This is a genomic window from Collinsella sp. An268, assembly GCF_002159765.1.
Lineage (GTDB): Bacteria > Actinomycetota > Coriobacteriia > Coriobacteriales > Coriobacteriaceae > Coprousia.
In genome coordinates this window covers 92695-109868 of sequence record NZ_NFJH01000010.1, presented here as the reverse complement: position 1 = coordinate 109868, position 17174 = coordinate 92695, and the positions used below count along the sequence as shown (strand labels likewise).

16 protein-coding genes are annotated in these 17174 nt (G+C 67.7%); 9 read left to right on the top strand and 7 right to left on the bottom strand.

Features of this window, described 5'->3' with window-relative positions; all coding sequences use genetic code 11:
* From B5F70_RS10650 to B5F70_RS08640, 7 genes are all read left to right on the top strand, one after another.
* Window positions 1–1530 (top strand): MBG domain-containing protein (locus tag B5F70_RS10650; protein WP_158094970.1); only part of this gene is annotated, 1530 nt, incomplete at its 5' end.
* A 12-nt stretch (window positions 1531–1542) separates the two neighbouring features.
* On the top strand, window positions 1543–2067 hold the full coding sequence (locus B5F70_RS08665; protein ID WP_087205171.1) for a hypothetical protein: 525 nt from the start codon (window positions 1543–1545) through the stop codon (window positions 2065–2067).
* A 340-nt stretch (window positions 2068–2407) separates the two neighbouring features.
* Window positions 2408–5284, top strand: coding sequence for a hybrid sensor histidine kinase/response regulator (locus B5F70_RS08660; RefSeq protein ID WP_143753953.1), 2877 nt, complete (start codon window positions 2408–2410; stop codon window positions 5282–5284).
* Window positions 5281–6492 carry a GGDEF domain-containing protein gene (locus tag B5F70_RS08655; RefSeq protein ID WP_087205169.1) on the top strand — a complete coding sequence of 404 codons (1212 nt, stop codon included), beginning with the start codon at window positions 5281–5283 and terminating at the stop codon, window positions 6490–6492. Before B5F70_RS08660 ends, B5F70_RS08655 begins: the two co-directional genes overlap by 4 nt.
* On the top strand, window positions 6476–7630 hold the full coding sequence (locus tag B5F70_RS08650; RefSeq protein ID WP_087205168.1) for an HD domain-containing phosphohydrolase: 1155 nt from the start codon (window positions 6476–6478) through the stop codon (window positions 7628–7630). The genes B5F70_RS08655 and B5F70_RS08650 overlap by 17 nt, the downstream gene beginning before the upstream one ends.
* Window positions 7631–7641: 11 nt before the next feature.
* The gene (locus B5F70_RS08645; protein ID WP_087205167.1) at window positions 7642–7992 is read left to right on the top strand and encodes an Hpt domain-containing protein; all 351 of its coding nucleotides are present in this window, start codon (window positions 7642–7644) and stop codon (window positions 7990–7992) included.
* Window positions 7993–8597: 605 nt separating this feature from the next.
* Window positions 8598–9635 carry a hypothetical protein gene (locus tag B5F70_RS08640; protein ID WP_143753952.1) on the top strand — a complete coding sequence of 346 codons (1038 nt, stop codon included), beginning with the start codon at window positions 8598–8600 and terminating at the stop codon, window positions 9633–9635.
* 43 nt (window positions 9636–9678) lie between these two features.
* Here the strand turns inward: B5F70_RS08640 and B5F70_RS08635 are convergent, their stop codons facing one another.
* The 7 genes from B5F70_RS08635 to B5F70_RS08605 are packed head-to-tail and all read right to left on the bottom strand — an operon-like array spanning window position 9679 to window position 14869.
* On the bottom strand, window positions 9679–10752 hold the full coding sequence (locus B5F70_RS08635; RefSeq protein WP_087205165.1) for a PilT/PilU family type 4a pilus ATPase: 1074 nt from the start codon (window positions 10750–10752) through the stop codon (window positions 9679–9681).
* A 1-nt stretch (window position 10753) separates the two neighbouring features.
* Window positions 10754–11305: a hypothetical protein gene (locus B5F70_RS08630; RefSeq protein WP_087205164.1), complete on the bottom strand. Its 552-nt coding sequence runs from the start codon at window positions 11303–11305 to the stop codon at window positions 10754–10756.
* Window positions 11302–11826 (bottom strand): hypothetical protein, encoded by a 525-nt coding sequence (locus B5F70_RS08625; protein ID WP_087205163.1) that lies wholly within the window; start codon window positions 11824–11826, stop codon window positions 11302–11304. The genes B5F70_RS08630 and B5F70_RS08625 overlap by 4 nt, the downstream gene beginning before the upstream one ends.
* The gene (locus tag B5F70_RS08620; protein ID WP_087205162.1) at window positions 11826–12425 is read right to left on the bottom strand and encodes a DUF4860 domain-containing protein; all 600 of its coding nucleotides are present in this window, start codon (window positions 12423–12425) and stop codon (window positions 11826–11828) included. The genes B5F70_RS08625 and B5F70_RS08620 overlap by 1 nt, the downstream gene beginning before the upstream one ends.
* Window positions 12422–12745, bottom strand: a complete 324-nt coding sequence (locus B5F70_RS08615; protein WP_087205161.1) for a hypothetical protein — start codon at window positions 12743–12745, stop codon at window positions 12422–12424. Before B5F70_RS08615 ends, B5F70_RS08620 begins: the two co-directional genes overlap by 4 nt.
* Window positions 12746–12757: 12 nt before the next feature.
* Complete coding sequence (locus B5F70_RS08610) at window positions 12758–13840, bottom strand: type II secretion system F family protein (protein WP_087205160.1); 1083 nt, start codon at window positions 13838–13840, stop codon at window positions 12758–12760.
* A 30-nt stretch (window positions 13841–13870) separates the two neighbouring features.
* Entirely contained in the window at window positions 13871–14869 is a 999-nt protein-coding gene (locus tag B5F70_RS08605) for a transglutaminase-like domain-containing protein (protein WP_087205159.1), read from the bottom strand.
* Between the two features lie 456 nt (window positions 14870–15325).
* Between B5F70_RS08605 and purE the strand changes: the two genes are divergently transcribed.
* Window positions 15326–15799: a 5-(carboxyamino)imidazole ribonucleotide mutase gene (gene purE, locus B5F70_RS08600; protein WP_087205158.1), complete on the top strand. Its 474-nt coding sequence runs from the start codon at window positions 15326–15328 to the stop codon at window positions 15797–15799.
* Window positions 15800–15858: 59 nt separating this feature from the next.
* Window positions 15859–17169: a sortase gene (locus B5F70_RS10990; RefSeq protein ID WP_087205157.1), complete on the top strand. Its 1311-nt coding sequence runs from the start codon at window positions 15859–15861 to the stop codon at window positions 17167–17169.
* The last annotated feature ends 5 nt before the right edge of the window (window positions 17170–17174 follow it).

Sequence of the window (17174 nt, the reverse complement as noted above, 5' to 3'; positions counted from 1 at the left end):
GACGGCTGGTACACCAAGGACGGCACCGACGGCGACTGGGGCGACAAGGTCGAGTCCCTGCCGGCCGCGTTCCCCGCGGGCGTCACGACCTACTACGCCAAGTGGGCCGCTGATTTCACTGACTTCGAGGATCCCTTTGAGGCGGATGCGGTCGGTCAAACTTGGCCCTACGATGCTTCTGAGCGCACGCTTAAGATCTCTGGCACCTATCCGGGCGATGTACTCACCTATGAGTTCGATGGTCAAACTGTTACCGCTACGGTCAATGGCGACGGCAAGATTGAGGGTGCTCCTACCTTCAAGGATGTAGAGGACAGCACTACGGTCAAGGTCACGATTTCGCGTGGTGGTGAAACTGCTTCGGGCGAAGCTGCGATGAAAATTCAGCCTGCAGCGCTTGTCGTTACTACTCCGTCTGCCTCGAAGACATATGATGGCACGGCTCTGACTGCCGCTGGCACCATCAAGGGCTTTGTCAACGGCGAGACTGCGACCTTCACCACTACCGGTTCTGTGACTAACGTGGACGACCCCAACAATGGTGTTGTGGGTAACAACACGTACTCGCTGGTATGGGATGGCACTGCATCTGAGTCCAATTACGCCATCATCACTGAGAACCTCGGCACTCTTACGGTGATTCCGCAAACTATTAATCCCGAGGACCCCGACAACCCGGGCTCATACATGGGTGTTACGGTTAACGATCCTCAAAACACTGTGTACAACGGCACCGATCAGGCGTGGCTGCCCACGGTCGTGAGCGAAGAGGGCGTGACCCTCACTCAGAGCACGGATGGCGGCGAGACCGGCGACTACATCGTCTCCTACAACAACAGCACCATCAACGCTGGTCACATCGTGGTGACGATCACGGGCTGCGGTAACTACGCGGGCACGGTTACGCGCGAGTACGATATCTTCCGGGCCACCATCAGGGTCCATGCCAACAACCACAGCAAGGTCCAGGGCCAGGCCGATCCGTCGCTCACCTCTTGGTACGAGGGCGCCGTGGCGAACGAGATCCCCGGCTGGACTGGCTTCATCTCCCGCGCTGCGGGCGAGGCCCCCGGCCAGTACGCCATCGGCCAGAACACGCTCCGGCTCGCTGACGGTCAGAACGGGTTCCTTGAGAGCAACTACACGCTCGAGTTTGTGGGTGCCACCTTTACCATTACCCCGGCGCCCGTAACGCCGGACGGCGGTGACGACACGCCTGTCACGCCGGTGACGCCGGTCAACCCGGTGCCTGGTCCGGACGACGGTGCGGATGACGCTACCGACGACGCCGAGACCGAGGCCATCGATGACGACGAGACCCCGCTTACTGAGTCCATCGAGGATGACGACACCCCGCTTGCCAGCGGGCGCGAGGATCGCGATTGCTGGGTCCACTGGTTCATGTTTGTGGGCCTCGCGGTGAGCGCCATCTACTACATCGGCGCGCTCATCCACCGTCGCAAGTTCACCGGCGACCTCAAGAGCTACGAGGACTCCGTCCTCAACCCCGACGACCAGAACCGCGCGTAAGGAGGGATAGAGATGAAGAAGTCCAACGTGATTATCACCGTTGTCCTCGCCGTGGTCTCGGCCTTCCTGCTGTGGCTGTGGTACTGGCTTGGCTTTAACGAGGTCGACTCGCCGCTCGATCTGGTGGTGAGTGTGGTCTGGTGGGCTGTTATCGCCGCCGGCGTGGTGCTGGTGTACCGCTCTGAGCAGAAGCGCCGCCGCCAGGTGCGCACTGTCTACCTGGCGGACGGTCGCTACTACAACAGCGAGGCGGGCCTGCGCACCGTGCAGGCTCCGCTCGCGGCCGTCGACGCCATCGCCGTGGTGCTCGGTGCGCTGGAGTACGACTTCAGCAAGATGGACGCGCCCGATCAGTCCAAGCCCGAGGAGCGGGTGGACTGGCGCTACGTGATCCATACGGACAAGTTCAAGCCCGCCCGTACCGATGACAACGGCAACCGCGAGAACGAGACATGGGAGGGCGACGTGGTGACCGTCGCCACGGGCAACACGCGCACGTTTGCCTCGCGTGAGGAGCTGGAGAAGCTCATCGCGTAGGCGCTGTGCCAGAGACGTCCCATGGGGCATGCAGGGCGACCCTCGGAAGTTCCGGGGGTCGCCTTTCTTGTGTTGCCGCTGGGCGCCCGGCGACGACACGCGACAATCTGTCGCGACGGAGGGCGACAGATTGTCGCTCGTGATTGGTTGCAGAGGGAAAGCTCGGCCCAGACCCAAGGCGCGGTTCAAGCGCATACCGGCCGCGGTAGCGCGCCGTGGCAGACGTGCCCAGCTGGTATGATGAGAGCAAGCTGTGGGGCGGGCCTCAATTCTGCCGCGCGGCGTACGGGTACGGTTGGGCGGCCGCGCGGGCGCGGTGGCTCTCTGCGCGGAGGGCACCATGGGCAAGGGGACTCGCAACATAGCTAAACAGCTCGGGCGCATGCGCTTGGGGCTGATCTTGCTCGTCTTCTTTGTGGCGCTCGCCCTCGTGGGCGGGCAGATCCTGCGCTCGACCCTCCTGCAGAACGCGCACGAGTCCAACACCGCCCTCTCGCGCTATTACGCAGCAGAAACCAACAGCTCGCTCACCATGTACCGCGCCCTGTTGGAGTTTGGCACCGAGTCGCTCGACTCCCGTAACGAGCAGGGCAACACGTGGGAGGAGCTCGAGAGGTGGGTGCGCCTGTTCTGCACGCGCCTGCGCTCGGTGCTGGGCGATGAGGCCATCAACGTATACGGCGTGGTTGACGGAACGCCGCTCACGGTGGGCGATTGGGACGAGATGGCGGGCACCGGGGGAGACGGGACGGGCGCCGGGGGAGGCGCGGCGGGTACCTCGGCAGATACCTCAACCGGCACCTCGGCAAACGTCGCCACCGATGAGCTACCCGCCATCGATGTCACCACGCGCGAATGGTATCGGGCGGCCATGGCGTCGCCCGGCGAGACCGTGTTTACCGACGTGTACGAGGACGCCCTCACCGGGCAGAACGTGGTGACCGTGGCATGCGCCGGCAGCACGGGCAACGTGGTCTTGGCGTTTGACCTCTACCCCGAGAACTTCGTCTTCCAATACGAGCAGCAGGATCTGCCGGAGGGCGCCTCGTTCTTCTTGTGCGACGGCGTGGGGAACATCCTCTACAGCGAGACGTCGTTTACGCACGAGGACGGGCTCGACGCCTACATTCTCGACCTCGTCCACCGCATCGAGGCGGGCGAGCTCGAAGACGCCACCTCGTATGTGATCGACCTCGATGGGCGCGAGCGCGCCGTCGACTACAGCCGGCTCGCCAACGGCTGGTACTCCATCGTAACGGCGCCGCGCGCGGTCATTTTGGGGCGGCTCCAGTCGGTCGGCGTGCTGTTTGGCATCATGGTCGCGCTGTTTGCGGTGCTTCTGGGCGCGCTCGCCGTGCGCGACATGCGCCGCGCCCGCACCATGGAGCGCACCAACGAGACCGTGCGCGTGCTGGGCAACAGCTACTACGCCATCTACCTCGTCAATTACGAAGAGGGCACGTATGAGATGATCAAGGGCTCCGACTACGTGCGCCGGCGCATCCCCAAGCGCGGGCCGTACGAGAGCCTGCTGCGCACCGCCGCCGAGGTGATCGAGCGCGACACGTTTGAGGAGTTTGAAGAGAGCTTCTCGGCCGACAACATCCGTATGCTGGTGGCAGGGCGCGTGCGCGACTACGGCGGCGACTTCCAGCGGCGCTTTGGCGACAGCTACCGCTGGGTCAACGTGCGGGTGCTGTACGACGAGTCGCTCGATCCGGAGGAAGTGGTGCTGTGCTTCCGCGAGGTCGACCAGGAAAAGCAGCGCCAGCTGCAGGAGCGCCATTATTTGGAGGAGGCGCTCGAGAGCTCGCGCGCGAGCATCAAGACGCGCCAGGCGTTCTTTAACAACATGAGCCACGACATGCGCACGCCGCTCAACGGAATCATCGGCCTGACGGAGCTGGCACGGGCGCATACGGACGACCCCGCCGTGGTGACCGGGTACCTCGACCGCATCGACCGCTCGAGCCAGCAGCTGCTTGCGCTCATCAACGACATTCTGGACGTAGCCCGCATGGAGCAGGGGAGCGTCTCGCTCGCGACCGAGCAGATGGATCTGGCGCAGGTGATTGACGACTGCGCCGAGCCGTTCCGTCTGCAGGCGGCGCGCGAGGGCAAGTCGTTTGAGCTTGCGTGCGATGTGGACGACGCGCGCGTGCTGGGCGACCCGCTGCGGTTTAGCCAGGTGCTCAACAATCTGCTCTCCAACGCGCTCAAGTACACCGACCCGGGCGACGCGGTTCACGTGCGCGCCGAGCAGCTGAGCGACGCCGAGGCCGAGGGCGGTGTGGCGACGTACCGCATCACCGTGAAGGACACGGGCATTGGCATGAGCCCGGAATTTTTGGAGCGCCTGTTTGACCTGTACGCGCGCGAGCAGCGGTTTGGCACACGCGAGACCGTGGGCACGGGCCTGGGGATGCCCATCACCAAGAACCTGGTGGAGCAGATGGGCGGCACGCTCGAGGTGCAAAGCGAGCTCGACCAGGGGAGCACGTTTACCGTAACGGTGCCGTTTGCCGTGGTGACAGAGGGTGCGCATGCACCTGCGGGCGACGCGGCGCCCGGCCCGGCGGGTGAGGGTGCGGCTGCCGTCGTCGACGCGCTGCCGGCTGCCGCGGACGCCGCTTCTCTCGGGGGCGCCGCCGGGGTCGACGCCGCGCCTTTGGGGGGTGCCGCCGGGGCCGCCCCGCGTCCCGCTGCCTCGGCTACGCCGCATGTGGCGGCGCCGGCGCCTACGGCAGAGGAGCTTCTGGCATCGCTTGCCGGCAAGCGCGTGCTGGTAGCAGAGGACAACGCCATCAATATGGAGATCGCAACCGAGATGCTCGGCATGGCGGGGCTCGAGACCGCGCGTGCCTGGAACGGGCGCGAGGCGGTCGACGCCTTCGCCGCGAGCGCACCCGGATACTTTGACGCGGTTCTGCTCGATATGAAGATGCCCGAGATGGATGGCTGCGCGGCGGCCCGCGCCATTCGCGCGCTCGATCGACCGGATGCGACCGCCGTGCCGCTTGTTGCCGTGACGGCCAACGCGTTTGCCGAGGACATCGTCGCCACCACGGCCGCGGGCATGGACGCGCACGTCTCGAAGCCCATCGATTTCAGTTTGCTCTGCCAGACGCTGGCAGAGCTCATTGCGGCGCGGGGCGACGCCGAGGCACGGGCGGCCGGCGGGGCTTCGCAGCCCGCGTGCGGCGGTGATGCCGGATGAGACGCAGCGACACCCTCGGCTCCCGCTATAGGCGCTTCTGCGCGCGCCGGCGCCGCTTCTTTACCGAGGACTACCCGCGCGTGATAGAGCGGAACTTTCGCAACGTGCGCGCCGCGTGTCTGATGGCCTGCGCCATCGCGGCGCTCTTTACCCCCGTGGCGGCGCTCAGTGTCCCCGCGTGGCACCCGAGCGTCGCCCACTATGCGCTCGCGCCCATCGCGCTTGCGCTCTACGGGCTGATGCGCGTGGCGTCGCCCCGCTTGGCAACGCGCCCTTGGGCTGCGGCGGTGGCGTGCCTGGTGGTGGAGGCGCTGCTGCTTGTTGCCATCGGTCTTCTCGATACGGTTTTTGCCGCGGGGCGCGTGGGCGTGCTCACACAGCCCGTCGGCATTGGCCTCGGGGTGCTCATCGCCACGCCGTGGGGGCTGCCGCTCGGCGTGCTCGGACTAACCGATGCGCTCTTTGTGGCGCTTTCGTTTGCGACCAAGCCGCTCGCCGCCGCCGAGGCCGACCTCTTCTCGGTGTGCGTGGGGTTTGTGGTTGCCATCGCCGTTGCCCAGCTCGCCCTCGAGCTGCGCCTGCAGGACTTTGACGCCCGCGAGCGCTATCGCGAGCTCTCCGAGCGCGACGCCCTCACGGGGCTCCTCAACCGCGGCGCGCTGGCGGCGGCAGCGGCGCGGCTGATCGGTTCCGATGCGGAGCGGGCTTCTGGCGGGCGGTCCGGTGCGCACGCCAGCGCGCCCGTCAGCCTCATCATGGTGGATATCGACGCCTTTAAGCAGGTTAACGACACCTACGGACACGATGCCGGCGACGACCTGCTCCGTGCCATGGGCGACATCCTGCAGGCGTCGTTTCGCGCGACCGACGCCGTCGGCCGCTTTGGGGGCGACGAGTTCATGGTCATCGCGCCCGGGCTCACGGACCCCGCCGTCGCGCGCGCCAAGCTCGCCCGCGTGCAGACCGCCTTTGGCGAGCGCGGCTCGCACCAGGTGGGCGCGCCCGTCTCGTGCAGCTGCGGCGTGGCGGTGGCGCCGGCGGGCGCCGCGTCGTTCGAGCGGTTGTTCCGCGCGGCGGACGAGGCGCTGTATGAGGTGAAGCGTGCCGGCAAGGGAAACGTTGCCGTGCGAGAATATACAGAGCGGGAGCCGGGGGAGGACCGCCGGCGCCGCGGAGAGGGAGGCGAGGGCGTTGCCAGAGAGCGATAACCTCGACAAGGGCGCGGGCACGCTGCTCATCGTCGACGACGACGCCATCAGTCGTACCATATTGGCCGCGCTGTTTGAGGGCGACTACCGCATTGTGGAGGCGCAGGACGGCGCCGCCTGCCTCGACGCGATCGAGCGCGAGGGAGACGCGGTGGTGGCGCTCCTGCTCGACGTGATGATGCCCGGCATCGACGGGCTCGAGGTGCTCAAGCGCCTCGCCCCCACTGGGTTTCTTACGCGCACGCCGGTCTTCCTCATTACGGCCGAGCGCACCGCCAAGGTGATGGAGGAGGCCTATCGGCTCGGCGTGATGGACGTGATCGTCAAGCCCATCATCCCCTTTGTGGTGACGCGCCGCGTGCGCTCGGTCATCGAGCTGTTTGAGAGCCGCAAGCGTTTGAGCTCCACCGTGGAGGACCAGCGCCAGCAGCTGCTCGAGCGCGCCGAGCGCATCATCGAGCTCAACGTCGGCATGATCGAGGCGCTCTCGACCGCCATCGAGTTTCGCGATGGCGAGAGCGGCGACCACGTGCGGCGCATCCACGACATCACGCACCTGGTGCTCTCCGAGACGCCGTTTGGACAGGGCTACGCTGCCGAGGACATCGACGACATCGCGCTCGCCGCCATCATGCACGACGTCGGCAAGATCGCCATCCCCGACGCCATCCTGTGCAAGCCGGGGCGCCTCACGCGCGAGGAGTTCGAGGTCATGAAGTCGCACACCGTGCAGGGGGCTGAGCTTCTGGAGCGTATCCCGCAGATGCGCAGCATGGGCGCGTACCGGTACGCCGTCGACATCGCCCGGCACCATCACGAGCGATGGGATGGGCGCGGCTACCCCGACGGCCTTGCGGGCGACGAGATCAGCGTGCCGGCGCAGGTGGTGTCGCTGGCGGACGTCTACGATGCGCTGACCAACAAGCGGGTGTACAAAGCGGCGTTTACGCGCGAGGAGTCGCTCCGTATGATCGCGGACGGGGAGTGCGGCGCTTTTAACCCCGAGCTCCTCTCGTGTTTCTTTGCGGTGGAGCCGCAGATCGCCGCCCTGTATCAGGCTCCCGCGGCCGATAGTGCACATAAGCCGGAGGGCGATGCCGTATCTGCCCCCCATATGACGACACCCCCTGTCAACTAAGGAGAACGGTCATGGATCTTGCGGTACTGGAGCGGGCGGGCATCGATACGGAGGACGCCCTCAGCCGTGTTATGGGCAGCGAGGCGCTGCTCATGCGCCTGCTCAACACCTTTCTAGAGGACGATAACATGGCCAAGCTCGAGGCCGCTGCGGCCGCAGACGACGCGGAGGCCGGGCTCGAGGCGGCGCACGCGCTCAAGGGCGTGACGGGAACGCTCTCCATGACCGAGCTCTATGCTCTGACATCGCGCCAGTGCGAGCTTATCCGTGCGGATGACTGGCCGGCGGCGCGGGCGCTCACGCCGGAGGTCGCAGAGGCGTACCGCAGGGTGGTCGCGGGCATTGGGGCGTGCGGGGAATAGGACCGCGGGGGCTGCCCCGCGCCTCGCACGGCTCCAAAGGGCGTGCGGGTGCCTATAACTAACCCCCTCTGGACAAAATGTGCATCGAAATAATAAATGACCCCTCATTGAGGGTCGTCATGGAGGCGTTTTCGCTCGATATTCCGCCTCGCTTGTCCCTTTTTCGCGGCTCGAGCGCCCGAAAAGAGGCTGTATCGCCTTTCACAGGCGATTGCACGGCCGCTTTCTAGGGGGTTATTTATTATTTCGATGCATGATTTGTCCATGGGGGGTTAATTAATTACGAAATCGGACGGCTCCAGCGACCAGAGACGATGCGACGCGAGGGGCGCGGCGCCCCGCGTCGTGTCTCCAGCGGCACGCCGCTTCCGGCTGCTTGTGAAGATTTGGGGCAGTGGATGATAGATATTAGATATATCATCCTATTATGAGCGAGATACAGCTCGCCTCACCGACGAGGGTAGTCAAGAAACAACACTACCTAACTGGCTGGTTAGAAGTGGTATAAGAACGGTCAGAATCTCGTTAGATGACCTACCGCTATCTGGCATCATAGTGGATAACTTCATGTAATCATCTTATGGCTAGTGCCCTATAGTACGGGCATGAGCATCTGCGTGTACGGCATATCAGCTCTTGAGCTGTATCGGTCGAGCGGGAGACTCCTCCCTGATTTGCTCGACGGGCCCCGGGTCGAGACCCTCGCGGGCTGCTCCCTGCCGCCGCGCGGCTTTCTCCAAGATGACATGGAACGCGCCGGCGTGAGGACGCGGCCCTATCACGTGCTGGTCTCCGAGCCCAATACATGGCGTGGGCGCGATGACGTGGTGTGCCATAAGCTGTCCGGGGGCGTGCCGGGCGCGACATACCTTCAGGCGTCCCGCGATCTGCTCGTGGTTTGCCCGGAGCTCATGTTTGTCGAGCTGGCCGCATCCGGCGCATACGATGTGCTCGATTTGGTGGAGATCGGCTACGAGCTTTGCGGGACCTATATGTTGGATGGCTCGTGGGACGGCTTTACCACTACGGAGCGCCAGATCGCCTATGCGGACGGGCTGCGCGCGATGGCAGATGCGTGGAGTCCGCGCCGCGGGGCGCGGCTCGCGCGCGAGGCGGCGCGTCTGGTGCATAACGGGGCGCATTCCCCGATGGAGACGGTCGTCGCCATGCTGCTGTCATATCCGCAGCGCTACGGCGGTCTCGGGCTCTCATCGATCCGGCTCAACGTGCGCTGTGAAACCCCCGACGGGCCCCGCCATCCGGACATACTGATTCCGGAGGCGGGGGTGGTCGTCGAGTACAAGGGGCTGCGCTATCACAGCGCCGAGCAGGCGGCTCGCGATGACCGGCGGCAAAACGCCCTGGTGGGCGCGGGGTATGCGGTCATCAACGTATGGTACGAAGACGTGATGGAGGGCCATCTGTACGAGCGGCTGGTTGCGAGCATCTTCCGCGCGTTGGGGCGGCGCCATCGCCCGCGCGCCGTCGCCTTCGAGGCGAACCAGCTTCTCTTGCGGCATCGGCTGCTCCCGCGGTTCCGCGCGCTGCAGGGTGGTTGCGATGCGTGGCGGGCGGGCGCGCAGGCGCACATGCGCGAAGGCGGACCGCAGGGCGCCTTCGATGAATACCTCGACATCCCGTAAGGGCGGCTAGCCGCGCCGGTACCGTGTCGCGGCGAGATGCCTGCTACAGCCCCTCGGCGTCGAGGCGAAGCGCCAGCGCCTCCTGGTGGATGGCGTGCTGCAGTGCAACGCTGCGGTCGATGGTGCCGTCTTGGACCAGGGCGAACAGGCTCTGATCCATCGTGCGCATGCCGGCGTCGCGCCCGGCGGCGATGACGGAGTCGATCTGGTGCGTCTTGCCCTCGCGGATGAGGTTGCGGATGGCGGTCGTGCTCGTCATGATCTCAAACACGGGCACCACGCCGCCCGCACGCGCCGGAACGAGCTGTTGGCTCACGATAGCCTGCAGTACAAGCGAGAGCTGCAGGCGAATCTGGCGCTGCTGCCCCACGGGGAACGCATCCACGATGCGGTCGACCGTGCCCGCGGCGCCGGTGGTGTGCAGGGTCGAGAAGATGAGCTGCGCCATCTCGGCGGCGGTGACGGCGGTGGAGATGGTCTCGGGGTCGCGCATCTCGCCGAGAAGGATGACGTCGGGCGCCTCGCGCATGGCGGAGCGCAGCGCCTCGGCGTACGTGGCGACGTCGGTGGGGACCTCGCGCTGCGTCACGATGCACGTGCCATGGCGGTGCACGTACTCGATGGGGTCCTCCATGGTGATGATGTGGCCCGCACGCTCGTGATTGAGCTTGTCGATCAGGCAGGCGAGTGTGGTGGACTTGCCGGCGCCGGCCGGGCCCGTAACGAGAACGAGGCCGCGGGTGAGCTCGGCCGTTTTGAGCACGGCCTCGGGGATATGGAACGCGGCGGGATCGGGCAGGCCGAAGGGGATGACGCGGATGACCGCGGCGAGCGATCCGCGCTGGCGGAACACGTTGGCGCGGAAGCGGCCGATGCCCGGCAGCGCAAACGAGAAGTCCTCATCGTGGTTGCCGCTCGTAAGGAAGCGCTCGACGTCGCGGTGGGCGACAGCGAAGATGGCGCGCACCGCGTCCTCGGTGTCAGCCGGCATGAGGGGCGCGTCTCCCTCGCGCACCTGGCGCCCGCCGGTGCGGTAGGTGAGGGGCAGACCGGCGACGATGAAGACGTCCGAGGCGCCGACCTCGATCATGTGCTGCAGGTATTCGGTCAGATTCATGTCAGTCTCCCATCCAAAGCGTGTCGGTGGTGTCTTCGGTCCAGGTGGTGGCGGGCTGCCAGGACGTGATGGTGAGGGCTGCGCCCGAGTCCACGGCAAAGGTGGCGGTGAGCGTGCGCCCGCTGGGTGCGGCGACGGTGAGGACGAGGGCGGCATCGGCGGCGGTCGCACCCGTGCCGGCGGTTGCGTCGGTGCCGGCGCCTATCGTCGCCGTTACGGTGGTGCCGGCGGGCGCGGACGCCTCGGTGCGGGCGGCTAGCTCGGGTGCCGCGGCCGCGAGCGCGCTCGCCGCGTCCTCCGGTGCGGTAGAGGGCGCGAGCGTGGCGAGTACGTCGGCTGCTTCGGCGGCAAACATCTGCGCGACGCGCTCGTTGGCGTAGTCATCTTGCGTAAAGGACGCCTGCCGTGCGGCAAGCGCGGCATCGGCGCGCGCCGTGGTGATAGAGAGCACGGCGAGTACGGCGAGGCAGAGCACGATGACGAGCGTGAAGATGCTGATGGGCCCCATGCGCACCGATCCGGCGGCTGGTGCCTCGCGCCTGCGGGTTATCATGCCGCCTCCTCTCGAGATGCGCTGGCAGCGACATAGCGCGCGGTGTCGAGCGTGTAGAGCGTCTCGCCGCCCACCGCGCTCTCGGCGTTGGTAGCGCCGGAGGCACCCTCGGCGGCATCTGCTCCCTCAGAGGTGTCAGCCGCGGCAACGCTGATAGTCGCGGTGTAGAGGGTCCCCGCGGCGCGCTCCTCAGCCGCAACGTCGACCGCTACGACGTAGAGGTCGCCGGTCTGCGCCCCCGCTTCCCGGCAGACGCGGGAGACGGGCTCGTCCGTGGCGGCAAAGGCCTCGGCGGCGTTCTGAGCAAGGGTTACGGCCTCGGAGAGGCGGGCCGCCCGCGCCTCCTCGGCGCGCGCGGAGGCAAACAGGCTCAACACCACGGCGAGCGCCGCCATGAGAAACGCGACGAGCACGAGCGCTTCGATGAGAAAGGCCGTCCCGTGCCAGAGCGGCGGGCGGACGCGCGCGGCATCGTGGGCGCGAGGGGAGGCGTCGCGCGTGCGGAGGGGGGTGATGGGCATTAGGCGACACCCCCTTCGGACGCGGCGTCGGCGGCGTCGGCGGCGCCAGCGGCCCGCGCCGGGGCTGCGACGGACTCATCGGCAGAAGCGTTCTCCGCGGCGGTGGCCGGCGTTTCGAATGGATCGGCCGAGCGCAGCGCAACGCGGGTCGATGCGTCGTCGGTGGTAATGGTGAGCGCGCCCGCGGAGACATCGAGCGCGACCTCGAAGCGCACGGTCTGCGCGAGCTCGGTGGCGCGGGCGGGATCATAGGGTGTGCCCGCGGGGACGTACTCCTCAACAAGCGCGCCGTCTTGCAGGTAGAGGCGCGTCTCAAACGTGCCGCTCGCTAGGCGCTCCGTCATGACCAGGCTCTGGCCGCCGCCGGGGGCCTCCTCCAGGCGGATGGCCCCGGTCGCGTCTTTTGAGCGGACGATGTTTGCCACCAGCGCCCCGGCAAGCCGGGCGTCGCGCGCCGCCGCGCCCGCCGCATGCACGCGGCGGTACACGCCGACGCCCGCGACGAGCGCCAGCAACAGCGCCGTTACAAACAGCAGGAAGAGCGCTGCGGTAAACACGTGCTGCGCCGCCCCGCGCGTCTTGGGCGCACGGGCGCTCATCGGGGCACCACCACAACGCTCGGCGCCACGTTGGAGGCGAACGCCTCGTAGGTGATGGCGAAGTCGTCCTTATTGACGGCGAGCCCGTAGTGCTCCTCGAGGTACTCGATGGTGGAGGGGTACGAGCCCTCGACCGCGCAGCACTGCGCCGCGGCCGCGAGCACCGCCTCGCGCACGCTCTCGCACGCTTGCGCGCGCGCCTCCTGTGCGGCAAGGCTGAGGCCCGCCCCGCCCGCGGCGAGCGCTGCCGCAAGCGCGACGACCGCGAGCGCAACGCGCCGCCGCCTGCGCCCTGAGCCTTCGGTGACCTCGTGATACATGGCCTCGCCCCCTTACCCGACAGATCCCATGATGCCCACGAGCGGCAGCATCACGGCGATGAGCGTCGCGCCCACCGACACGGTGAGGAATGCGGCGAGCGCGGGCTCGGTGCTGTTCACCACGCGGTCGATGCGGGCGAGGGCGTCGTCAAAAAACGTCCCGGCGAGCGTGTCGAGCACCTCGTCGGTTTGGCCGGCGCGGGTGCCGACGGTGAGCATGCGGGCGTAGACGGGCTCGAACACCTGCGCCTCGGCGATGGCTTGGGCGAGGCTCGCGCCGCGGTCGAGGTCGGTCATGGCGGCGTGCGCCCGCGTAAGGCGCGCGCGGAGCTCGACGTGGTCGACGGTCGCTAAGGCCTCGGCCATGGCCTTGTCGGTATCGAGGCCCGCCGCGGTATAGGCGGCGAGGGCGGTGGAGAAGCGCGAGAGCGCGAGCTGGTACATGGCGCCGCGCGTTATGGGCGCGCGCTCGAAGAGGGCGACGAGGCGCGCCTGCCCGGTCGTGGTGCGGCTTGCGACGAGCGTGGCGAGCGCGGCGATCGTGATGGCGAGCGTCACGCCGAGCGCCGTCCACCCCGTCACGACCGCCGCCGTCACAAGGCCCGCCGAGCCCGCCGTGAGGGTGCCTGCCAGCCCCTCGTACACGTCGATAAACACGGGAAGCACCGCGCCGACGGTAAGCGCGAGGATGACGCACATGACGCAGAGGAGCGCGGCGGGATAGCCCACGGCCGCGCGCACCCGCGCAAAGACGCGGTCCTCCTCGTCGTAGTAGGCGGCGAGGCTCTTGAGGACGTTCTCGAGCCGGCCCGCCTTCTCGCCCACGGCGACGAGGCGCACGGCGTGGGCGGGAAACGCGCCCGTTGCCGCAAGCGCGGCGGAGAGGCTCTCCCCGCCCGCGAGCGCGGGGTAGAGCGCGTCGCACACGCGGCGAAAGGCGGGGTCGGCGAGGTTTTCGCCCAGCATATGGACCGCCTCGTCGAGGGTGATGCCCGCGCCGAGCATGAGGGCGATGTCGTCGCAAAAGACGCTTATGGCGTCCGGGGGGAGCGCCGCCTGGCCCGGTGCCGGTGATGTGCGGTGCGTGTCTGCCATCGTCGTTTCTCCTGCCTCGTCGGGGTGTCGCTAATAGGTGTAGCGGTCGGTATAGGAGCTGCCGTCGCCCACGGTGTCGCCCGCGCCCGCCGCGGCGAACGTGAGGTCGACGCGCGTCCAGGTGTCCGGGTCGATGTGGAAGCCCACCGTCGTCCAACTGCCGTTGATGTACACCATGTTCCAAGCGTGATAGACGCCGTCGGGCGAAACGTAGCCCGTGATGATCTTGGTGGGGATGCCCAGGCTGCGCAGCATCGCCGCCGCGAGCGACGCGTAATCGAAGCAGATGCCGCTTTTTGCCGCGAGCGTGGCGTCTGGGTCGGGGACGTAACCGGTGGTGCCGCTGACCTCGGCCGCTTTGTCGTGGTCGTAGGTGATGTTGTCGACGACCCACGTGTAGACCGCGCGCATGACGTCGCCCTCGTTGGCGGCGCCCGCGGCGAGCTCGCGCGCCTGCGCGACGGAGGCGCTCGCGTCCGTAAAGGCGCAGAAGCGGTTGGGGCGGAGGTAGGGCTCGAACTCGCTGGCGAGCGCGACGGTTGCCTCAGCGCGGGCGATCTCGACGTAGTTGTTGCCGCTCGTGTTCTGCATGATGCGGAAGGTGTAGGCGCCGTCGCCCATGTTGAGCGGTGCGAAAAGCGGCGTACCGTCACCCGCGAGGTCGTAGTTGTAGCTCATGTCACCCGCGCTGACCTGCAGCTTGAGACGGCTGGTGCTGACGGCTGCGGCGGCGACATAGCCCTCGGCCACATGTGAGGTATCGATCTGCCCGCCCCCGCCGGTGGTCGCGGCCGCGGCGTCAAAGGTTACCGAGGGGACGGCGGTGGGTGCCTCGAAGGCGGGGCCGCTCGTCTCGCCCGCCTCGACGTTGCCTGCTCCCGACCCCGTGCCGCCGCAGGCGGCGAGTGCGGCCGCAAGCACCAAAGCGAGCGCACCGGCGAAAGCGCGCCTGAGGGTCGCCGCTGTGAGCCCACCGAGCCGCTCCCGCGCGCCGGCGCCGTGTCGTGCTATGTGACGAACGTAGGCCAAGGCAGCTCCTGCGGGCGATGGGCATTGTTGCCCGCTATTATAGCGTCACCCCCGCACCACAATGGGCCGGCGGCACAGGTAGGGCCGCCGTTGCGTTCTCGTCGGCGCGCCCCTCGTCGGCGCGCCCGCCGCTCCGGCGTTCATTCCCGCCCGGGCGGGGCATTCTTGCCGTGTCGCCACATTCCCGTGTGCGGGAGCGCCACTTTCGCCTCTTTGGGAAGGGGCCAACGTGGCAAATCCGCACACGGGAACCCGGCCAGGCGGATGGCGGCGCACCGTAGAGCGCGCAGGCGGAGGACGGCGCCCCGTATCCGCGTCGGGAGCGCATGCCGGCTGCGGCGCGCCGACCCTTGCGCAGTCTTTACAGGGGCGTTTCGTGTTGGTCGCGGCAGGGTGCTACGGTTGGGGGCGCTCGGTCTATACTGGTCGTGATGTAACCGGCAGCAAGGAGGCCACATGTCCGAAACCGCAGAGAAGACGCCGCTTGTGGGCATCATCATGGGATCGAAGTCCGATCTTCCCGTTATGGAGGGCGCGACATCCGAGCTCGAGGCGCTCGGCGTGCCGTATGAGCTCGTCATCGCGAGCGCGCACCGCACCCCCGACAAGGTTCACGAGTGGGCGGCGTCGGCGGCCGACCGCGGCATGAAGGTCATCATCGCCGCTGCCGGCAAGGCGGCGCACCTGGGCGGCGTGGTGGCCGCCTTCACGCCGCTGCCCGTCATCGGCGTGCCGATGAAGACAAGCGACCTTGGCGGTCTCGACTCGCTGCTCTCGATGGTGCAGATGCCTTCCGGCGTGCCCGTCGCCTGCGTGGCCATCAACGGTGCCAAGAACGCCGCCATCTACGCGACGCAGATTCTGGGCGCGACGATGCCGGAGTACCGCGCGGCGGTCGAGAAGCTGAAGGCGGAGATGGCCGAGGCGTAAGCGCAGCCGACGGCAATGGGCCGGGCGCGCGCCCGCTCCGCGGCGCGGAAGGATGAAGCATGGCTGAATATCAGGGCAAACGGTTCAAAAACGCCGCGGGCGGCACCGAGGCGCCGGGCGCCGGCGCGCATCGCGCACCGCAGGGTGCGGCGGGACGCGCCGCCGGTTCGCAGGCCGCCGGCGCGCACGCTGCCCCGGCACCCGGGCGCCATGCCGTGTCCGGGCAGACGCCCGCGCAGCACGCCGCGCCCGTACAAGGCGCGCGCTTCAAGCGCCCCGCCTCGGCCGACGCGCCCGCGCCTCGGGTTTCCCCCGCTCCCGCATCGCGGCAAGCGGGCATGCGGTTTAAGCGCAGCGCTCCCGCCGGGACCCCTGCGAGCGCGCCTGCCCATACGGCGGCGCCCTCGCCCGCGCCTGCAGCCGCTTCCTCGCACACGGCGGCGTCCCCGCAGACGCCCGCTGTGACCCGCGTTCGCGGCGTCGTGCCGGTAGGGCACGCGTCGGCGGCACCGCGCGCGACAGCGGGGTCGGGCGGCGGCGCCGTCCCGCCCGTGAAGCCGTCGCGCTACGGCGCCGGCAGCGCAGACGGGGACCGCGGCGACGGATCGGGTCGCCGGCGCCGCCGCATCCTGCCCAAGCTGCTCGTCGGCATCGGCGTCCTGCTGCTTCTCGTGGCCGGCGGCATGCTCATCCACACGCTGTGGGGCTACCATCAGGCGGAGGAGACGTACGGCAGCCTGGCGGAGTACGCGCCGGTGAGCGATACGGAGAACTCGGGCATCCCGGTGGTCGATTTCGATGCGCTGCAAGAGATCAACCCCGACATCGTCGGCTGGATCTACGTGCCGGGCACCAACATCAACTACCCGGTGGCGCAGGGCGATGACAACACCACCTACCTGAACCGCCTGTTTGACGGGACCACCAACAGCTCGGGCAGCATCTTCCTCGACGCCGACGCGACGGCGCCCGGCATGGTGGACCAGCAGACGCCGGTCTACGGCCACCATATGAACAACCAAAGCATGTTCTACGAGATCGATGACACCGTCGATCAGGCGGCGTTCGACGGCATCGAGGCGGTCTACTACATCACGCGCGATGCCACGTATCGCTGCACGCCGCTTATGACCTGCGTGATTGACGAGACGTTCCTCGAGGCGCGCCAAGCGACCTTCACCGATGCGGCGGCCTTTACCGCCTATCTCGAAGAGATGCACGGCTTCGCCCGGGCCGAGGCGGACGACGCAGCGGACCGTATCGCCTCCGCGCAGCAGGTACTCACGCTCATTACCTGCTCGGGCGAGCTTCCCGGCCCCGACCGCACCGTTATGGTGCTCACGCTCGACGAGACCATCCCCAACCCGTAGCCCCG

Excerpts from the sequence above, each read along its gene's own strand:
- B5F70_RS08635 (WP_087205165.1), bottom strand. The coding sequence starts at position 10,752 with ATGAATCTGACCGAATACCTGCAGCACATGATCGAGGTCGGCGCCTCG.
- B5F70_RS08655 (WP_087205169.1), top strand. The coding sequence starts at position 5,281 with ATGAGACGCAGCGACACCCTCGGCTCCCGCTATAGGCGCTTCTGCGCG.
- purE (WP_087205158.1), top strand. The coding sequence starts at position 15,326 with ATGTCCGAAACCGCAGAGAAGACGCCGCTTGTGGGCATCATCATGGGA.
- B5F70_RS08615 (WP_087205161.1), bottom strand. The coding sequence starts at position 12,745 with ATGTATCACGAGGTCACCGAAGGCTCAGGGCGCAGGCGGCGGCGCGTT.
- B5F70_RS08630 (WP_087205164.1), bottom strand. The coding sequence starts at position 11,305 with ATGATAACCCGCAGGCGCGAGGCACCAGCCGCCGGATCGGTGCGCATG.
- B5F70_RS08640 (WP_143753952.1), top strand. The coding sequence starts at position 8,598 with ATGAGCATCTGCGTGTACGGCATATCAGCTCTTGAGCTGTATCGGTCG.
- B5F70_RS10990 (WP_087205157.1), top strand. The coding sequence starts at position 15,859 with ATGGCTGAATATCAGGGCAAACGGTTCAAAAACGCCGCGGGCGGCACC.
- B5F70_RS08660 (WP_143753953.1), top strand. The coding sequence starts at position 2,408 with ATGGGCAAGGGGACTCGCAACATAGCTAAACAGCTCGGGCGCATGCGC.
- B5F70_RS08645 (WP_087205167.1), top strand. The coding sequence starts at position 7,642 with ATGGATCTTGCGGTACTGGAGCGGGCGGGCATCGATACGGAGGACGCC.
- B5F70_RS08665 (WP_087205171.1), top strand. The coding sequence starts at position 1,543 with ATGAAGAAGTCCAACGTGATTATCACCGTTGTCCTCGCCGTGGTCTCG.
- B5F70_RS08625 (WP_087205163.1), bottom strand. The coding sequence starts at position 11,826 with ATGCCCATCACCCCCCTCCGCACGCGCGACGCCTCCCCTCGCGCCCAC.
- B5F70_RS08610 (WP_087205160.1), bottom strand. The coding sequence starts at position 13,840 with ATGGCAGACACGCACCGCACATCACCGGCACCGGGCCAGGCGGCGCTC.
- B5F70_RS08620 (WP_087205162.1), bottom strand. The coding sequence starts at position 12,425 with ATGAGCGCCCGTGCGCCCAAGACGCGCGGGGCGGCGCAGCACGTGTTT.